Source organism: Cellulomonas sp. NPDC089187 (genome assembly GCF_040685135.1).
Classification (GTDB): domain Bacteria; phylum Actinomycetota; class Actinomycetes; order Actinomycetales; family Cellulomonadaceae; genus Cellulomonas.
In genome coordinates, this window is the sequence record NZ_JBFBHI010000002.1 from 193,922 (window position 1) to 211,342 (window position 17,421).

17 protein-coding genes are annotated in these 17,421 nt (G+C 71.6%); 5 read left to right on the forward strand and 12 right to left on the reverse strand.

The window, feature by feature from the left end; translation table 11 throughout:
* Positions 1-10 precede the first annotated feature (10 nt).
* From galK to AB0N78_RS05210, 6 genes are all read right to left on the reverse strand, one after another.
* Positions 11-1,234, reverse strand: coding sequence for a galactokinase (gene galK / locus AB0N78_RS05185; protein ID WP_363386601.1), 1,224 nt, complete (start codon positions 1,232-1,234; stop codon positions 11-13).
* On the reverse strand, positions 1,231-2,379 hold the full coding sequence (galT, locus tag AB0N78_RS05190; RefSeq protein ID WP_363388203.1) for a galactose-1-phosphate uridylyltransferase: 1,149 nt from the start codon (positions 2,377-2,379) through the stop codon (positions 1,231-1,233). Before galT ends, galK begins: the two co-directional genes overlap by 4 nt.
* Positions 2,380-2,426: 47 nt before the next feature.
* The gene (locus AB0N78_RS05195) at positions 2,427-3,209 is read right to left on the reverse strand and encodes a DeoR/GlpR family DNA-binding transcription regulator (protein ID WP_363386603.1); all 783 of its coding nucleotides are present in this window, start codon (positions 3,207-3,209) and stop codon (positions 2,427-2,429) included.
* Positions 3,210-3,416: 207 nt separating this feature from the next.
* Entirely contained in the window at positions 3,417-4,583 is a 1,167-nt protein-coding gene (locus tag AB0N78_RS05200; protein WP_363386605.1) for a P-loop NTPase, read from the reverse strand.
* Between the two features lie 59 nt (positions 4,584-4,642).
* The gene (locus AB0N78_RS05205; protein ID WP_363386607.1) at positions 4,643-5,143 is read right to left on the reverse strand and encodes a DUF1003 domain-containing protein; all 501 of its coding nucleotides are present in this window, start codon (positions 5,141-5,143) and stop codon (positions 4,643-4,645) included.
* Positions 5,136-6,431 carry a CBS domain-containing protein gene (locus AB0N78_RS05210; protein ID WP_363386609.1) on the reverse strand — a complete coding sequence of 432 codons (1,296 nt, stop codon included), beginning with the start codon at positions 6,429-6,431 and terminating at the stop codon, positions 5,136-5,138. Before AB0N78_RS05210 ends, AB0N78_RS05205 begins: the two co-directional genes overlap by 8 nt.
* A gap of 133 nt (positions 6,432-6,564) precedes the next feature.
* Here AB0N78_RS05210 and AB0N78_RS05215 point away from each other — a divergent pair, with 133 nt between their 5' ends.
* Positions 6,565-7,377 carry a general stress protein gene (locus tag AB0N78_RS05215; protein WP_363386611.1) on the forward strand — a complete coding sequence of 271 codons (813 nt, stop codon included), beginning with the start codon at positions 6,565-6,567 and terminating at the stop codon, positions 7,375-7,377.
* Between the two features lie 21 nt (positions 7,378-7,398).
* Here AB0N78_RS05215 and AB0N78_RS05220 read toward each other — a convergent pair whose 3' ends face one another.
* Both AB0N78_RS05220 and AB0N78_RS05225 read right to left on the reverse strand, forming a co-directional pair.
* The gene (locus AB0N78_RS05220; protein ID WP_363386613.1) at positions 7,399-8,160 is read right to left on the reverse strand and encodes a WGR domain-containing protein; all 762 of its coding nucleotides are present in this window, start codon (positions 8,158-8,160) and stop codon (positions 7,399-7,401) included.
* 132 nt (positions 8,161-8,292) lie between these two features.
* A complete protein-coding gene (locus AB0N78_RS05225) occupies positions 8,293-9,819 on the reverse strand; it encodes an aminopeptidase P family protein (RefSeq protein ID WP_363386615.1) in 1,527 nt (508 codons plus the stop codon).
* Between the two features lie 36 nt (positions 9,820-9,855).
* Here AB0N78_RS05225 and AB0N78_RS05230 point away from each other — a divergent pair, with 36 nt between their 5' ends.
* The 3 genes from AB0N78_RS05230 to AB0N78_RS05240 all read left to right on the forward strand — a co-directional run bounded on the left by AB0N78_RS05230 (position 9,856) and on the right by AB0N78_RS05240 (position 12,243).
* Positions 9,856-10,698 carry a PHP domain-containing protein gene (locus tag AB0N78_RS05230; protein ID WP_363386617.1) on the forward strand — a complete coding sequence of 281 codons (843 nt, stop codon included), beginning with the start codon at positions 9,856-9,858 and terminating at the stop codon, positions 10,696-10,698.
* Positions 10,695-11,318, forward strand: coding sequence for a MarC family protein (locus AB0N78_RS05235; RefSeq protein WP_363386619.1), 624 nt, complete (start codon positions 10,695-10,697; stop codon positions 11,316-11,318). The genes AB0N78_RS05230 and AB0N78_RS05235 overlap by 4 nt, the downstream gene beginning before the upstream one ends.
* Positions 11,319-11,382: 64 nt before the next feature.
* Positions 11,383-12,243: an oxygenase MpaB family protein gene (locus tag AB0N78_RS05240; RefSeq protein WP_363386621.1), complete on the forward strand. Its 861-nt coding sequence runs from the start codon at positions 11,383-11,385 to the stop codon at positions 12,241-12,243.
* A 90-nt stretch (positions 12,244-12,333) separates the two neighbouring features.
* Here AB0N78_RS05240 and AB0N78_RS05245 read toward each other — a convergent pair whose 3' ends face one another.
* Both AB0N78_RS05245 and AB0N78_RS05250 read right to left on the reverse strand, forming a co-directional pair.
* Positions 12,334-13,989: a DEAD/DEAH box helicase gene (locus AB0N78_RS05245; protein ID WP_363388206.1), complete on the reverse strand. Its 1,656-nt coding sequence runs from the start codon at positions 13,987-13,989 to the stop codon at positions 12,334-12,336.
* Positions 13,990-14,300: 311 nt separating this feature from the next.
* Positions 14,301-15,536, reverse strand: coding sequence for an MFS transporter (locus AB0N78_RS05250; protein WP_363386623.1), 1,236 nt, complete (start codon positions 15,534-15,536; stop codon positions 14,301-14,303).
* Positions 15,537-15,640: 104 nt separating this feature from the next.
* Here AB0N78_RS05250 and AB0N78_RS05255 point away from each other — a divergent pair, with 104 nt between their 5' ends.
* The gene (locus AB0N78_RS05255) at positions 15,641-16,381 is read left to right on the forward strand and encodes a ferritin-like fold-containing protein (protein WP_363386625.1); all 741 of its coding nucleotides are present in this window, start codon (positions 15,641-15,643) and stop codon (positions 16,379-16,381) included.
* Positions 16,382-16,445: 64 nt separating this feature from the next.
* On the opposite strand, the gene AB0N78_RS05260 is transcribed toward AB0N78_RS05255, so the two are convergent.
* Both AB0N78_RS05260 and AB0N78_RS05265 read right to left on the reverse strand, forming a co-directional pair.
* Positions 16,446-16,670 carry a DUF3107 domain-containing protein gene (locus AB0N78_RS05260; RefSeq protein ID WP_363386627.1) on the reverse strand — a complete coding sequence of 75 codons (225 nt, stop codon included), beginning with the start codon at positions 16,668-16,670 and terminating at the stop codon, positions 16,446-16,448.
* Positions 16,671-16,723: 53 nt separating this feature from the next.
* Positions 16,724-17,395, reverse strand: coding sequence for a TetR/AcrR family transcriptional regulator (locus tag AB0N78_RS05265; protein ID WP_363386629.1), 672 nt, complete (start codon positions 17,393-17,395; stop codon positions 16,724-16,726).
* Positions 17,396-17,421: the final 26 nt, after the last annotated feature.

The following is a 17,421-nucleotide window of genomic DNA, read 5'->3' on the forward strand; positions in this document are numbered from 1 at the left end:
CCCCTTTGCGTCAGGCCGCCGGGCCCTCCGCCGTCGCCACCAGAAACGCGGGTGCCCCCAGGCCTGCCACCGTGAACGCCTCGGCCACCGCATCAGCGACCGACTCGACGAACCCTGCCTCAACCAGCGCGATCGCCGACCCGCCGAAGCCGCCGCCGGTCATCCGTGCACCCAACGCCCCGGCTCCGCGGGCGGTGTCGACGGCGAGGTCCAGCTCCCGGCAGGACACCTGGTAGTCGTCCCGCAGCGAGGCATGTGAGGCGTCCATCGCGGCTCCGACCTCGTGAACCCGGTCCTGGTCCAGCAGCGCGACGAACTCCTGCACCCGGCCTATCTCGGTCACGACGTGCCGCACCCGGCGCACCAGTACCTCGGCGGCCGCCGACCCGTCGCCCTCTGGCCCGCTCAGGCGGGCCAGCGATGCCAACGCCTCGCCCAGGCCGTCCGGGGTCACCTCACGCAGAGTGTCGACGCCGAGGAACTCGGCAGCGCGCTCGCACTCGGCGCGGCGCTGGGCGTACTCACCCCCGGCATGCGAATGCTCGGCCTTGGTATCGATCACCAGCAGCGCCAGCCCGTGGGCGGTCAGATCGAAGGGCACCTGGCGCACCGAGTCGTCCCGGCAGTCCAGCTCCAGCGCGTGTCCGGCCTGGCCCCGCAGCGACACCGCCTGATCCATCCCGCCGGTGTTCGCCCCCGCGATCTCGTTCTCCGCGCGGACACAGATCCCGGTCAGCGCAGTGCGACCGGTATCGGTGTCGGCCAGGCCCAGCCCGAACAGCCCGTCCAGTGCCACCGCCACGGCGCACTCCAACGCCGCCGAGGAGGACAGCCCGGAGCCGTAGGGCACGCAGGAGTCCACCGCGATGTCGAAGCCCCGCACGTCATGCCCCGCCTGGCGCAGCGCCCAGGCCACCCCGGCGACATAGGACGGCCAGCCCTCAACGGTGCCTGGCCCGACCGTCGACAGGTCCACCTCCCGCACGCCCTGCTCCTGCGCGGAGACCAGCCGGATTCGATCGGAGTCGACCGGGGTCACCGCGACGTAGGTGCGGTGCGGCAGCGCGAAGGGCAGGGCCAGTCCACCGTTGTAGTCGGTGTGCTCCCCGATCAGATTGACCCGACCTGGTGCGGACCACACGCCGGTCGGCTCGGCGTCGAAGTGTCGGGCGAACAGGACGCGGGCACGCTCACCGCCCTGCTCACGCTGCCACGCGGAGACCCAGGTGGTCATGCCAGCTCCTTCAATCGGGTGGCGATCCGCTCCGGAGTGGTGTCGCTGATCCAGGCGGCCATGCCGGATTCGACGCCGGCCAGGTACTTCAGCTTGCCCGGCGCGCGCAGCACCGAGAACAGCTGCAAGTGCAGGCGGGACAGCTCACGACCGGTGCGGGTCGGAGCCTGGTGCCAGCCGGAGATGTACGGCAGCGGGATCGGGGTGCCGTCCGGCTCCTCGAAGAACAGGTCCAGTCGGCGCAACAGCTCGAGGTAGGTCACCGACAGGTCGGCCCGCTCGGCGTCGGTGAGTGCGGGCAGGTCCGGCACGTCCCGGCGCGGGGCCAGGTGCACCTCCACCGGCCAGCGAGCGGCGAAGGGCACGTAGGCCACCCAGTGCTCCGACTCCAGCACGATCCGCTCGCCGTGCCGCAGCTCAGCGTCCAACACATCGCGGCCGAGCAGCCGTCCGGTGCGCTCCATGTGCTCCCCGGCCTGGGCCAGCATCGCCTGGGTGCGTGGGGTCAGATACGGGAAGGCGTAGATCTGGCCGTGCGGATGATGCAGGGTGACGCCGATCTCCTTGCCCCGGTTCTCGAAGGCGAAGACCTGCTCGATGCCCGGCAGCTGACCCAGGTGTGCAGTCCGATCCGCCCACGCCTCGACGATGGTCCGCATCCGCTGCGGTGACACGGTGCGCAGGGAGGCGGTCGGGTCTGAGCTGAAGCAGATCACCTCGCAGCGACCGGCGGCCGGGCGGGTGGGCCACAGCTCCTCACCGTCGCGCAACGCGACCTCATCGGTCACACCGGGGACGGCCATCAATGACGGGAACCGGTTCTCGAACACCACCACGTCGTAGTCGGTGTCCGGGATCTCCCCGTCCTGGTAGGTCGCGCCGGGCCGTGCCGGGGCCAGTGGGTTGGCATCCGCCGGGGGCAGGAACGTCCGGTTCATCCGGTGCGCGGCCATCGGAATCCAGTCGCCGGTCAGCGGGTCGCGGCGCAGCTCCGGGCCGGTCACCGGGCGGGAAACCCCGTCCTCGCCGACCACCGGCGCGAACCGGTCGGGCAGGGGGCGGGGGTCGTCCAACCGGCGGGTGCGCTCCCCGCTGACGTACTCCGCGCTGTCGTCGAAGTAGAACAGGTCGCGGCCGTCGGCCATCGAGGTCCGGGTCCGGCGCACACCGGGGGTGAGCAGGGTCGAGTCGGTCACTGGTGCTCCTTGGTTCGTAGGACACAACCCGCGTCAGCGAGGGCGGTCCGGGCCTGGGTGGGCAGCGCGTCATCGCTGATCACGGTGTCCACGGCATCGAGTGCGGCGATGTGGGCCAGCCCGACCACACCCCATTTGGAGTGGTCGGCCAGCACGGTGACGGCGGCCGCGGCATGCAGCAGTGCGCGGTCGGTGGCGGCTTCGGCCAGGTTGGGGGTCATCAGTCCGCTGTCGTCGAATCCGTGCACCCCGAGGAACAGCCGATCCACCCGGAGAGTCGCCAGCGCGGCATCGGCCACTGGTCCGACCAGGCCGTCCGAGGGGGTGCGTGATCCGCCGGTGAGGATGACGTCCAGTGCATCGACCCCGTGCAAGGTCTCGGCCACCGGGAGCGAGTTGGTGACGACGGTCAACGGTCGCAGGTCGGGGTCGGCGGCGATCCGCTCGGCCAGCAGGTGTGTGGTGGTGCCCGCGGACAGCGCGATGGCCTGACCCGGGGCGACCTCCTGAGCGGCGAGGTCGGCGATGGACTGCTTCTCCGCGGTGGCCCAAGCGCTCTTCGCGGCGAATCCGGGCTCGTCGGTGGGGCGGGCGAGCGTGTCCGGGGCGACCGCACCGCCGTGTACCCGCCGCACCAGGCCCGCGCGGTCCAACTCAGTGATGTCCCGCCGCACGGTCATCTCCGACACGTCCAGCAGCTCGACCAGGTCAGCCACCCGCACCGCGCCACGCAGACGCACCTCGGCCGCGATCCGGTCCTGTCTCTGACTGGCCAACACAGATCACAGTATCCACCACAACCGAACAAGAACCAACAACGGCAGGCGGGGGATCGCCGAGACTACGGAAACTGACGCTGTGGGGCACTGGAAGCGTCGATTTCCGTAGCCTCGACGAGGGGTCGGCGGAGGAGCGCGCTCGGCGCGCAGGCGGCAGTGCGGGCTGACAGGTGCGCGGGCGCGCGGTCGGGTCTTCCGGAGGGGGGGTCAGTGCCGGATCGGCGTGAGACCCAGCGACTTGCCTGCCAAGCCGCGGGCGCGGGAGGCGAGGGTGCGGGCCACCCCGCGCAGGGCGACCGCGGCGGGGGAGTCCGGGTCGGAGAGCACCACCGGGGTCCCGCCGTCACCCGCCTCCCGGAGCTGGATGTCCAACGGGATCTGCCCCAGCAGCGGCACCGTGCTGCCGGAGAGCGTGGACAGGTTCTCCGCCACCCGGGCACCGCCGCCGGAACCGAACAGTTCCAGCCGTGACCCGTCCGGCTGCTCCAGCCAGGCCATGTTCTCCACCACGCCGACCAGCTGCTGCCGGGTCTGTGCGGCGATGGACCCGGCGCGTTCGGCCACCTCGGCGGCGGCGGCCTGCGGGGTGGTGACCACGATCAGCTCGGAGCCGGGCAGCAGCTGCGCCACCGAGATCGCGATGTCCCCGGTGCCGGGCGGCAGGTCAAGCAGCAGCACGTCCAGATCGCCCCAGAACACGTCGGCCAGGAACTGCTGCAACGCGCGGTGCAGCATCGGTCCGCGCCACACCACCGGCTGGCCCGGCGGGACGAACATGCCGATGGAGATCACCTTGACCTCATGCGCGATCGGCGGCAGCAGCATCTCGTCCACCCGGGTGGGCGGCTGGGAGACGCCGAGCATCCGGGGCAGCGAGAAGCCGTAGATGTCCGCGTCGACCACGCCGACCCGCAGCCCGTCGGCGGCCATCGCGGCGGCCAGGTTCGCGGTGACCGAGGACTTGCCGACCCCACCCTTGCCGGAGGCGATGGCGTAGACCTTGGTCAGCGAGGTGGGCTGGCTGAACGGGATCACCGGCTCGGGGCCGCCGCGCAGTCGCTCGGTGAGCTGGGCGCGCTGTTCGGCGCTCATCACACCCAACGCCATCCGGACCTCGTCCACGCCGTCCACGGCCTGCACGGCAGCAGTGACATCCGTGGTGATGGTGTCCTTGAGCGGGCACCCGGCGGTGGTCAGATCGATACCGACGGTCACCACCGCACCCGCGTCGCCGGTGGTGTCGACGTCCACCGATCGGACCATGCCGAGTTCGGTGATCGGGCGGCGGATCTCCGGGTCGATCACCTGCTCCAGTGCGGCGCGCACGGCGGCGGCGACCGCCTCGGGGTCACGGTGGTCCAGCGCGGCAGTCATGCGGTCCATCGTAGGTGGGTCGGGGACCGCACCCGCCAGGGCCGGACTCCACTGCGGGGTCAGCGGGGGTCAGTGTCCTCGTCGCGGGCCTCGCGCTCTTCGGAGAGCTCCTCCAACAGATTGCGCATCTCCGACCGGACGAAGTCGCGGGTCGCCACCTCGGACAGGGCGATGCGCAAGGCGGCCATCTCCCGGGCCAGGAACTCGGTGTCCGCCAGGTTGCGCTCGGCGCGCTGACGGTCCTGCTCGGCCTGCACCCGGTCCCGGTCGGTCTGCCGGTTCTGCGCCAACAGGATCAACGGTGCCGAGTAGGAGGCCTGGAGGGACAGCATCAGGGTCAAGGCGGTGAAGCCGTTCGCGGCGCTGTCGAAGCGCAGATCCTCCGGACCCCAGGAGTTCCAGGCCAGCCACACGATGCAGAAGATGGTCAGCCAGAACAGGAACAGTGGCGTGCCCATGAACCGGGCAATGCCCTCGCTGATCTTGCCGAAGGCGTCCTCTTGCAACCGGGGACGCCAACTGCGGCGGGCGGCCTTCGGGGTATCGAGCCGTTCAGGCACGAGGCCCTCCCTCCACAGTCGCCGGTGCCTCGGGCTGCACCTCCTCATCGGTCTCCCGCCAGTCCTCGGGCAGGAGGTGGTCCAGCACGTCGTCCACGCTGACCGCGCCGAGCAGGCGGCGCTCGTCATCGATCACCGGGATCGCCAACAGGTCATAGGTGGCCATCCGCCGGGTGACCGCGAGCAGCGGTGTCTCCGGCGGCACCGGGTCGATGTCGGTGTCGACGATGGACCCGATCGGCTCGTGCGGGGGCTCACGCAGCATCCGTTGCAGGTGCACCACACCGATGAACCGGCCCGTGGGGGTCTCCAACGGCTGCCGCACGACGAACACCATCGAGGCCAGCGCCGGGGTCAGGTCACGGCGGCGCACATGGGCCAGGGCCGCGGCGATCGGGGTCTCCGGGGCCAGGATCACCGGCTCGGTGGTCATCAGACCGCCCGCGGTGTTGTCCTCATAGGCCAGCAGTCGACGGACGTCGCGGGCCTCCTCCGGTTCCATCAGCCCGAGCAGTTCGGCCTGCTGCTCATCGGTGAGCTCACCGAGCAGGTCGGCGGCGTCATCGGGCTGCATGGCCTCCAGCACGTCGGCGGCGCGGGTGCGTTCCAGGCCGGACAGGATCGCCACCTGGTCGTCCTCGGGCAGCTCCTCCAGCACGTCAGCCAGCCGCTCGTTGTCCAGGGCGGTGGCGACCTCCATCCGGCGGGTGGTGCCCATGTCGTGCAGGACATCGGCCAGGTCCGCGGGCTTGAGCTCGTCGTACTGCGCGAGCAGCAGCGCGGCACCCTGGTTCTCGGTGGTGCGGGCCAGCCCGGCGACATCCTCGATGTCGATCAGCTCCGGCTCCCCGCGGCGACGCAGCAGACCACCGCGGCCGGGCCGATGACGGCGCACGAACAGCTTGGTGACCAGGAAGTCGCCGTTGCGCTGCCGCTCGATGGCCACATCCTCCACCGTGGCGGTCCCGGAACCGTCGGTCAGCGGCACGCTGCGGTCGAAGAGCTCGCCCACCACCAGGGTCTCGAAGGGGCGTTGCTCGAACCGGCGCATATTCACCAGGCCGGTGGAGATCACCTGACCGGGATCGATGGCGATCACCCGGGTCAGGGGCACGAACACCCGACGTTTGCCCGGCACCTCGACCACCAGGCCCACCGCCCGCGGCGCGCCCTTGGGTCGCAGCAGGACGACGACATCGCGCACCCGGCCGACCTGATCGCCGATCGGGTCGAAGACGGGAGTACCCGCCAGGCGCGCGACGAAGACTCGAGTTCCGGCGCCGCTCACGCGGTCAGCGTAAAGGACGTCGACCCCGCCCGCCGCGCGCTGATCTGGGAGAACCCTGAAGAACCACCATGAGTCACCTGGTGAATGGCCGTGCTCTCTGGCGGCGTCACCCCTGGTGAGCAAGGATGGGGATATGTCGTTCCCCGGTGGTCCTCGCGTTCCCCAGACCCCGACCCTGCCCCAGGGTGAGACGGTCGCGTCCTACGGCACCTACTTGGAGGCTCAGCGGGCGGTGGACCATCTGTCCGACCGCCAGTTCCCGGTCCAGCTGGTCACCATCGTCGGCACCGACCTCAAGATGGTCGAGCGGGTCACCGGGCGGCTCAGCTACCCCCGGGTGGCCCTGTCCGGATTCCTCTCCGGCGTGTGGTTCGGCCTGTTCATCGGGCTGCTGTTCATGCTGACCTCCAACTCGCTCGGCATCCTGCTGGTGGCGATGTTCGTCGGTGGTGGCTTCGGGCTGCTGTTCGGTGTGGTCAGCTACGCGATCACCGGCGGCAAGCGCGACTTCACCTCGCAGAGCCAGATCGTCGCCAGTCAGTACGCGGTGCTGTGCGCGGTGGAGAAGGCGCACGAGGCGCGCAACCTGCTGCGCGAGGTGGGGGCCGTGCGGGTCGGACCCACTGCCCCCGCCGCTCCGGCCGCGCCCGTCGGTGTGCCGCCGTCGGACCCGCGCACGGCCTACGGTCAGCCCGGTGCACCCGCCGCTGCGCCCCAGCCCGGCCCGGCACAGCCGCGTCCCGCTGAGCCCCGGTACGGCCAGTACGCCGCACCCGCTCCGGCTGGGCAGCCGCAGTTCGCGCCGGTGCCGACCGCTGACCCGCAGGGGGCACCGAGCCAGCCGGCCGCCGACACCACACCTGTCGACCCGGGGGAGCGCCCGCAGCCTCGGTACGGCCAGTACGCCCCGCCGCCGGAGTCCCCGGAGGACCCGCAACAGCGCTGATAGCTGAGCGGGCCTCCCCGCTCAGGCGAAGCGTCGTAGGTCGTCGGCCATGGTGTGCAGGAACCCGTCACCGGGGTAGCTCTGCCCCGACCAGGCCTCGTTCATCACGATCAATCGACCCAGGGCGACCACCGCCGAGGCCCGCAGCTCCGGATCGATTCGCCCGGTGATCTTGGCCTGACCCACAGCCGTGGCCACGACGACCTGATCGGTTTGGTAGTAGTCCCGATCGCGGGGCGATCCGTCGCGCGGACGGGACACCAGTGCCTGCGCCTCCCGAAGGTTGAGCTCGGCGGGGGCGACGAAGGTCATCCCCCAGCGGTCGCGCACGAGTCGTTCGGGGAACGACCGGAAGTCCATCGCCGCGCGGGCGCCCCTGGTCTCCTCCTGGAGCGAGGTCAACGCGTCATGGCCGGCGTCGTTGCCGACGGGCGCCTCCTCCTCGTTCGGGTCGTAGTACCGCGCGTCGTCGAATGCCTCGACGAATCGCGGGTGCGAGGTCAGTCGGTGCAGCCCGAACTCGCTGTCGAGGTAGCGGTGCTCATCGAAGGTCGCACTGGCGTCCGCCTCGGGGAGCTCGACGTAACCCTTCTTCAGCTTGGCGTGCAGATCCCGCTCGGCCTGTGTCTGGCAGTCCGCCTCGGAGGCGAACCGGCGGACGAGCGCCTTGCCCGTGGTCCCGGCGCGACCGTAGAAGGTCGCCACGTCGGTGCCCTCGTACGCGATCCACCAGAAGCGGTCGGTGCTGCTGTCGGTCTTGCGCAGGGCGTGGCGGACGATCATGGGGATCCTCGTGTCGGTGATGGGAGGGCCCCATGATCGTCAGCCGTGCCACACCACGGCGAGGGGCGGGGCACTCCGGTTTGAGTGCGACCGGCTCCGCAGAGAGTGTGCCGAACCCCGCCGTCGGGGGACCTACTCAGCCAGCAGCGTCGCCATCCACTGCTCGACCTCATCCGGCGTCCGCGGCAGCGCCGCCGACAGGTTCTCGTTCCCGTCCGCGGTGATCAGCACGTCGTCCTCGATCCGCACCCCGATGCCGCGCAGCTGCTCGGGCACCCGCAGGTCGTCGGCCTGGAAGTACAGCCCGGGCTCGATGGTGAAGACCATCCCCGGCTCGATCACCGCGTCCAGGTACATCTCCCGGCGGGCTTGCGCGCAGTCGTGCACGTCCAGACCGAGGTGGTGGCTGGTGCCGTGCACCATCCAGCGGCGGTGCTGCTGGCCCTCGGGGGACAGCGACTCCTCGGCGGTGACGGGCAGCATGCCCCACTCTTCGAGCCGGGCGGCGATCACCTCCATCGCGGCGGCGTGCACATCCCGGAAACGGTTGCCGGGCACGGCCACGGCGAAGGCGGCGTCGGCGGCGTCCAGCACGGCCTGGTAGACCTTCCGCTGGTCGTCGGTGAACCGACCGGTCACCGGCAGGGTGCGCGTGATGTCGGCGGTGTAGAGCGAGTCGATCTCGACCCCGGCGTCGACCAGCACCAGCTCGCCCTCGCGGACCTGACCGTCGTTGTCGGTCCAGTGCAGGGTGGTGGCGTGCGCCCCCGCGGCGGCGATGGTCTCGTAGCCGACGTAGTTGCCCTCCTCGCGGGCCTTCGCCAGGAAGGTGCCCTCGATGACCCGCTCACCACGGCGGTGCGCCACGGCCTCGGGCAGGCGGCGGACCATCTGCTCGAACCCCGCGGCGGTGGCGGCGACCGCGGCGCGCAGCTCGTCGACCTCGTGTGCGTCCTTGATCAGACGCAGTTCGGACAGTGCCTCGACCAGGCGGGCGTCCAGGTCCTCGGCTGAGGCGGTGCGGATCTCCTCGACGACGGCCTCGACCGCCTCATCGACCTCCGGCACCACCAGGATCTGCACACTGTCCGGGCCGGCGTCCTTGGCCAGACCGTCGCGCAGTTCGTTGGAGTGCGCGGTGGTGATCCCGGTGACGGTCTCCATGTCCTCCAGCGTCGGCCGCGCGCCGACCCAGAACTCGCCGTACCGGGCGTCGGCAAAGAACTCCTCGGTGTCCCGGGCGGCCAACGGGCGCATGTACAGCACCGCGTGGTGACCGGAGCGGGTGCCGTCGGGGAGCAGGTCGCCCTCACCGTCGGCGGCGGGGTGCAGCACCAGCACCGCATCCGGCTCTTGCTCGCTGCCCAGCCCGGTCAGGTGCGCGAACGCCGAGTGCGGGCGGAACCGGTAGTCGGTGTCATTCGAGCGGACCTTGAACGCCCCAGCCGGGACGACCAGGCGCTGCCCGGGGAACTGCGCGGACAGCCGGGCCCGGCGTGCGGCGGTGAAGTCGGCGGCAGCCCCACGTGCGGCGGTGCTGGCCGGGCGCTCGGCCCACCCGGAGGTGACCCAGTCGATGAAGGCCGCGGACTGCGGGCGCTGGCTGCGGTTGGAGCCGCGGTCGACCAGGGACTGCTCGGAGCTGCTGCTGTCACTCATGAGATCAGTGTGGCACCGCCTCACTAGGCTGCGCGGGTGCGCATCGACCTCCACACCCACTCCACCGTGTCGGACGGCACCGAGTCACCCGCGCAGCTGATGGCCTCCGCGGCGGCCGCCGGGCTGAACGTGGTGGCGCTGACCGACCATGACACCACCGCGGGCTGGGCCGAGGCTGTCGACACCGTGCCGAGCACCGGGGTGGCGCTGGTCCGGGGTACGGAGGTCTCCGCGCTGGTCGGCGGGGTCAGTGTGCACCTGCTCAGCTACCTGCAGGACCCGGAGCACCCCGTCCTGGCCGGGATGATTGCCCGCACCCGTGAGGCCCGTCAGCATCGGGGCCGCGCCATCGTCGAGCTGCTGGCGCAGGACTACCCGATCAGCTGGGCCGATGTCGCCGCCGTGCAGCAGCCCGGCACCGTGGTCGGTCGTCCGCACATCGCTGATGCCCTGGTGGTGCTGGGCATCGTGCCGGATCGGACCGCGGCGTTCGACGACCTGCTGTCCGCCCGCGGCCGGTACTACGTGCCGTACTACGCCCCTGATGCGGTGGACGTGGTGCAGGCGATCCGAGCGGCCGGGGGAGTGCCGGTCTTCGCTCATCCCGGCGCGGACGGTCGGGGCCGCGTGGTGGCGGACCGGGTGATCGAGCAGCTGGTCGAGGCCGGGCTGTTTGCCCTGGAGGTCGACCACCGGGACCATGACGCCACTCAGCGCGCCCGGCTCACGGCGTTGGCAGACCGCCTCGGCGTGGCCATGACCGGTTCGAGCGATTACCACGGTTCGGGAAAACCGAACCTTCTGGGGGAGAATCTGACGGCTCCGGAGGTCCTGGGGCAGATCGAGGCGGAGGGACACACACCGGTGGTGCGAGCATGAGCGGGGTTCTCGACTGGCGACTGTTCAGCGAGGTCTTCATCACCCTGTTCGTGATCATGGACCCGCCGGGTACCGTGCCGATCTTCCTGGCGCTGACCGGGACGATGACCAAGCAGCAGCGGTCCAAGGCTGCGCGTCAGGCGATCCTGGTGGCCTTCGGCGTGATCCTGGTGTTCGCGGTCTTCGGCCAGGGGCTGCTGTCCTACATGCACATCTCGCTGCCCGCGCTCCAGGCCTCCGGTGGTCTGCTGCTGCTCCTGGTGGCGATGGAGCTGCTGACCGGCAAATCCGAGGACCCGCAGCCCTCGGGCAACAGCAAGGTCAACGTGGCGCTGGTGCCGCTGGGCACACCGTTGCTGGCCGGGCCGGGTGCGATCGTCGCGACCATGGTGTTCGTCCAGCAGAGTGACGGCACCGCGGCGGACTGGGTCTCGATCGGGCTCGGCATCGTGGCGGTGCACGTGTGTCTGTTCCTGGCGATGCGGTTCGCCGGGGTGATCAACCGGGTGCTGGGCGACTCCGGGACCACGCTGGTCACCCGGATCGCAGGTCTGCTGCTGGCCGCCATAGCGGTGCAGCTGGTGGCGGACGCGGTGCGGGCGTTCATCGCGGCAGGTTGACCGCCGGAAGGGCTGATCGTCGCGACCGGATGCCGATCCTCTCGGCGCGGGTGAGCATCGCGGGGTGAACCTGCGCACCCAGCTGTCCACCGCCCTGCTCGACCGGGTTGCCGGTCCGCACGGGCACCGGATCCGCGACCGCATCCACGGCACCCCCGGTGAGCGCTGGTTCGACGCCGATGCGCCGATCCGTCGGGTGCACGGCGACGCGTCGATGTTCATCGGCGGTCTGGCCGCGCTGCTGTTGCAGTCCTGGCACCCGCGGGCGATGGCGGCGGTGGCTGCGCACTCCGGGTATCGGGGCGACCCGTGGGGCCGGTTGCAGCGGACCAGCGCGTTCCTGGCGGTGACCGCCTTCGGCACCGTGGACCACGCCGTACAGGCGACGCGGGCGGTGCGGGAGATCCACGCCGGGATCAGTGGGGTCTCCGCAGAGGGCGAGCCCTACGCCGCCTCGGACCCGCATCTGCTGCGGTGGGTGCACGTGGCCGAGGTGCACGCGTTCTTGACCGCGCACCAGCGGTTCGGTGCGGAGCCATTGGACGCCGCCGGGTGTGACCTGTACGTGGCGCAGGCGGCGCGGACCGCCCGGGAGCTCGGGGTGCTGGACCCACCGGGGTCCGTGCCTGAGCTGCGGGCCCAGCTGGACGGATTCGTGCCCGAGCTGCGGGGGAGCGCCGAGGCCCGCGACGCGGCACGGTTCCTGCTGCGCGAGCCTCCGCTGCCAGTGGCGGCGCGGCTGCCGTACCGGGGGCTGGTGCTGGCCGCGATCGGGATGCTGCCGCGGGCCTGCCGGGCACCCCTGGGGCTCGCGGACCGGCCGATCATGGACCGATACGTCGCGCCGGTGGTGGGGCAGGTGCTGACCGGGACGATCCGGTGGGCGCTCGCGGCCCAACCGCCGCCTCCGACCCCGGACGCCTGACCCGGGGCCGGGCAAGAGAGTGCGCGGGGGGGATACGCCGAGGGCGGCCCTGCCGCTGGGACAGGGCCGCCCTCGGACGACGGTGGTGGCTCAGCCCTCGGTCGGCGTGGCGGCCTCGCCGGAGCCCGATCCGCCGCGGCGACGACGGCGGCGACGACGCGGTGCGCCACCCTCGGTCGCGCCCTCGACAGACTCGGCGCGCGGGGACTCGGTACGGGTGGCCTCGGTGGCAGGGGCGTCGCCGGTGGACTCGCCGCCGGAGCGCCGGTTCCGCTGCCGCGCCGGGCGCTCGCCGCGTCCCTCACCGTCACGCCCGCCGCGGCTCTCACCGTCGCGTCCGCCGCGGCCACCACGGTCGGAGCCGCGGCCCCGGTCCGATCCGCCACGGTCGCCGCGACCGGAGTTCCCGCGCCCGCTGGCGTGCCGCTTGCCGGTCTCACCCAGGTCCTCGATCACCTCGGCGTCGAGTCCGGCGCGGGTGCGCTGCGAGCGGGGCAGGCGACCGGTGGTGCCCTCCGGGATGTCCAGGTCGGTGTAGAGGTTCTCCGAGGAGGAGTAGGTCTCCACGGGGTCGGGCACACCCAGGCCCAGCGCCTTGTCGATCAGCGACCAGCGCGGCACGTCGTCCCAGTCGACAAAGGTGACGGCTGTGCCCTTGTGCCCGGCGCGGCCGGTGCGGCCGGTGCGGTGCAGGTAGGTCTTCTCGTCCTCGGGGCACTGGTAGTTGATCACGTGGGTGACGTCGTCCACGTCGATGCCACGGGCGGCGACGTCGGTGGCGACCAGCACGTCGACCTTGCCGTTCCGGAAGGCGCGCAGTGCCTGCTCGCGGGCACCCTGACCCAGGTCGCCGTGCAGCGCACCGGCGGCGAACCCGCGGTCGACCAGCTCGTCGGCGACCTTGGCGGCGGTGCGCTTGGTCCGGGCGAACACGATGGTCAGGCCACGGTCCTTCGCCTGCAGGATGCGGGCCAGCATCTCAACCTTGTCCAGCGCGTGCGCCCGGTAGATCACCTGCTTGATGTTCTTGACCGTCGCGCCCTCATCGTCGGGCTGGTTGGCCCGGATGTGGGTGGGCTGGGTCATGTAGCGGCGGGCCATCGCGACCACGGCACCCGGCATGGTGGCCGAGAACAGCATGGTGTGGCGGGAGGCGGGGGTGCGGGCGAGCAACTTCTCCACATCGGGCAGGAAGCCGAGGTCGAGCATCTCGTCCGCCTCGTCCAGCACCACGCAGCGCACGGCGGTCAGGTCCAGGTGGCCCTGGTTCATCAGGTCGATCATCCGGCCGGGGGTGCCGACCACGACCTCGACGCCGCGGTTCAGCATCTCGATCTGCGGCTCGTAGGCTCGTCCGCCGTAGAGCAGGGCGACCCGGACGCTGCGGCGACGCGAGGCGGTCTCCAGGTCGCCGGCCACCTGCACCGCGAGCTCGCGGGTGGGGACGATGACCAGGGCCTGGGGCTTGCCCTGACGGGGGAAGGTGTCCCAGCCGTCCTCACCGGGGGCGATCACCCGGTGCAGCAGCGGAACGCCGAAGCCGAGGGTCTTGCCGGTGCCGGTCTTGGCCTGGCCGATGATGTCGTGCCCGGCGAGCGCGACCGGGAGGGTCATTGCCTGGATCGGGAACGGGGTGGTGATCCCGGCGTCGCTCAGGGCGGCGACGATCTCGGGGCGGACGTCGAAGTCCGCGAAGGTGACGTCCTCGGCCTGCACGGAGGCGGGCGGGGTGTCGATGGTCTCGATAGCGACGTCCTCGGGCAGAGGTGCGCTGGTGTCGGTGGTGGTCACGGACGACTCTTCACTCGTGCGGGTGGCGAGCCGCACGTCGCGCGGGGCGGGGCGCGAACGCCGGGTCCCGGGCTGCGACGGGCATCGCCACGGTCTGGTCCGGTAGCCGATCGTGCAGGTGTGCCGCCGGCGGCCCCGCACGAGTGCATGTGGGGCGGCTCGGCGCGCCGTCGTTCGAGACGACCGGGCAACCGCTGAACGCCGTCATCCTACGGCACCACGCCGCCGAACACCGGGAATCAGCACCCGCAGCTCTGGCACGGGTCTCAGCGCTGGCGGGCCGAGCGTTGCCGACTGAGCGCCAACAGCAGCGCCAACACGGTCGCCCCGACCGTCACTCCGAAGGCGGCGGTGTGCCCGGAGGAGTCGGCCAGCGCCCCGGCGAGTCCGGCGCCGCTGGCGTAGCCGATGCTGGTGGCTCCGGCGAGCAGGGTCATCGCCGCCGCGCTCCGGGCCGGGGGAACCACCCGTTCGGCCTGCGAGTACACCGAGATCATGAACGGGGCGATGGCGAAGCCCAACACCGCCACCGCTGCGGTCAGGGGGCCGAGTGAGTCGACCAGCAGCAGCGGCCAGGACAGCGCCACCATCGCCAGGGCCGCCAGGAGCATCCGGCGCTGCTGCGTCACCCGGGCCGGGATGAAGGCGGTGGCGAAGCCGGCGATGGCGGAGCTGACCCCGAGCATGGCGTGCACCAAGCCGGTCAACCCGGGCTTGCCCACCGCGTCCGCCAGGGCGTTGGTGCCGGTCTGGGTGGCACCGAAGAGCACGCCCACCGACCACTGCGCCAGGATCAGCACCATCAGGCCGATGGTGAGGAACCGCCCGTCCACCGGCGGGTGTGCGGTACTGGGCGCTTCGGCGGGGACCGCGTTGCCTGGGTGGGCCGCCGGGCCGGTCAACCGGGCGGTGGGGTGCAGGGCGAAGGCGGTGCCGAACACGGCCAGCAGGGCAGCGGCGGTGATCAGCGCTCCGGCGGGGGAAACCAGCACCGCGGCGATGCCGACCAGAGCCGGGCCCAGCGCGAAGGACGCCTCGTCGGCGGCACCCTCGTAGGAGAACGCGGCATCGACCAACCGGCGCTGATCGCCGGAGCGTGCGGCCAGCGGACGCCACCGCACCCGGGCCAGCGGGCCCACCTGGGGCAGCACGGCACCCAGCGCAGCGGACAGAGCGATCAGCGCGGGATTCGGGGCACCCTGGTGCGCCGCGAGGACCAGGGCGATCAGCCCGGCGGTCCCGGCGAGCGATTGGACGAGCACGACGATCCGTTGCCCGTGCCGGTCGCAGAGCACACCGGCGATAGGGGCACCCACCGCGTTGGCGATCGCCAGCCCGCCGGCGGCGAGACCGCCCGTCTCATTGGAGCCGGTGGCCCGGAACACCAGCATCAGGGTCCCGACCTGGGCCATCGCCATCGGCAGTCGTCCGAGGAACGCGATCAGGACATACAACAGCCCGGTCAGCTTGAATAAGCGCGAGTACGCGGAGAGCGCATGCACGAGAACCTCTCAGGGGTACGGCGGATGGACGCGCCTCCCCACCACCAGGTCGCGGACTTCCCCTGTGCTGAGGCGAGCATACCGGGGCGGGCTACCATCGACGGATGACTTCTGCCGCCTCTGAGGGCCGTCCCGAGCCCGTCGAACGTGCTGATGGCGCTGATGGCGTGGCCGCCGCAGACACAGCGGACACTGTCGAGCTGCTGGGTCTGGTCGCGCACCTCCAGCATGTGGCCTTCGGCCGGCTGGCCGAAGACGCCCATGAGGCACCGACCACCGCGCAGCAGTTGGAGCTGAGTCGATTGGCCGCCGCCGCGGTGCAGCGCCGTGACCGGGTGTTGGGGCGGGTGGCACAGCTGGGCGGTGACCCGGAGCGCAGCCTCGGCGCGTACACCCGACTGCTGGACGACTTCGACAATCGCACTCAGCCCAGCACGTGGTGGGAGCGCCTGCTGCGGTCCTATGTCGCCGAGGGTGTGTCCGACGACTTCTGCCGGATCGCCGCCGGGGCGGTCGACGACGTGACTCGTGAGCTGCTGCTGGAGGTGCTGGACGACGCCGCCCACGCCGAGCTGGCGGTGGCCGAGTTGGAGACTGCCGGTGCGCAGGACGAAGTTCTGGTGTCCCGGTTGGCGCTGTGGGGCCGCCGGTTGGTCGGCGAGGCACTGGGCGTGGTGCAGCAGGCGATGGCCGGACACCCGAGCCTGGCCCGGTTGATCGGTCGGCGCGAGGGGGCGACCACCGAGCCGGTCGTGGACCAGCCCGCGACCGGCGACCCCAAGCTGTTCGGCGAACTCACCGCGGAGCACACCCGCCGGATGAGCCGTCTCGGCCTGACCGCCTGAACCACCTGCGGACGGCACGAGGGCCCGCCACCCGGTCGTCCGGTGGCGGGCCCTCGTCGTCGGATCAGATCGCGCCGAAGCCGACCGGTCCCTTGCTCTCCGTGCCGATCTCCACGTAGCCGATCGCGGCCGAGGGGACGATGACCCGGCGACCGCGCGCGTCGGTCAGCTCCAGGGTCGACTTGCCGCCCAGGGCGGCCTCGACGGCGGCGGCCACCTCGTCCGCGCTCTGCGCCGACTCGATCACCAGCTCGCGGGGCAGGTTCTGCACACCGATCGTGATGTCCACGCTTGGTCGTCTCCTCGCTTCGGGGCTGCTGCACTCCAGGGTGCCTGCTGTGGTCATCCTAGGTCGGTGGGGCTCCGGACGGTGCCGCGTTCGCCCTCGGCCGACCCGAGGAAGTCCTGCACACCGCCCCAGGCCAGTCGGGTGATCAGCGCTGCGGTGTGTTGGGCGTCCGGGCGGGCGGGGTCGGTGCCGCGCAGCCGGCGGGTGGCGGCCTGCTGGGCCATCGCTGCCAGACAGGGGGCCAGGACCCCGGCGATCCCGGACGGCACCAGACCCGGCACCGCGGCCACCACCTGCTCCAGCCGCTCGGTGACCAGATCGGTGGCCCGTTCGACCCGGGCGCGGACATCGGGGTCGTGCATCACATCGGACTCGAACAACAGCGCCGCCGCTTCACCAGTGCGGTCCACGAACTCCAGGTACGCCCTGACCACGCCGGTGATCGCGGCCCGGGCGTCCGGCACCTCCTCGATCGCCGCGTCCACTGTGGACAGCAGATCCGCGCCCCGGGCATCCACCACGGTGAGGTAGAGGTCGAGTTTGGACGGGAAGTGCCGGTACAGCACCGGTTTGCTCACGTCGGCCCGGTCGGCGATGTCGTCCATCGATACGTGGTGGAAGCCCTCGGCGGTGAAGAGTTCCTGGGCCACCCGCAGCACCTGGGCGCGACGCAGATCGCGCGGCATGCGGGCCGGTCGGCTCTGACCGGGGGTGGGGGTCGCCATCGGGCGATGATAGCCAGCGGTCACCG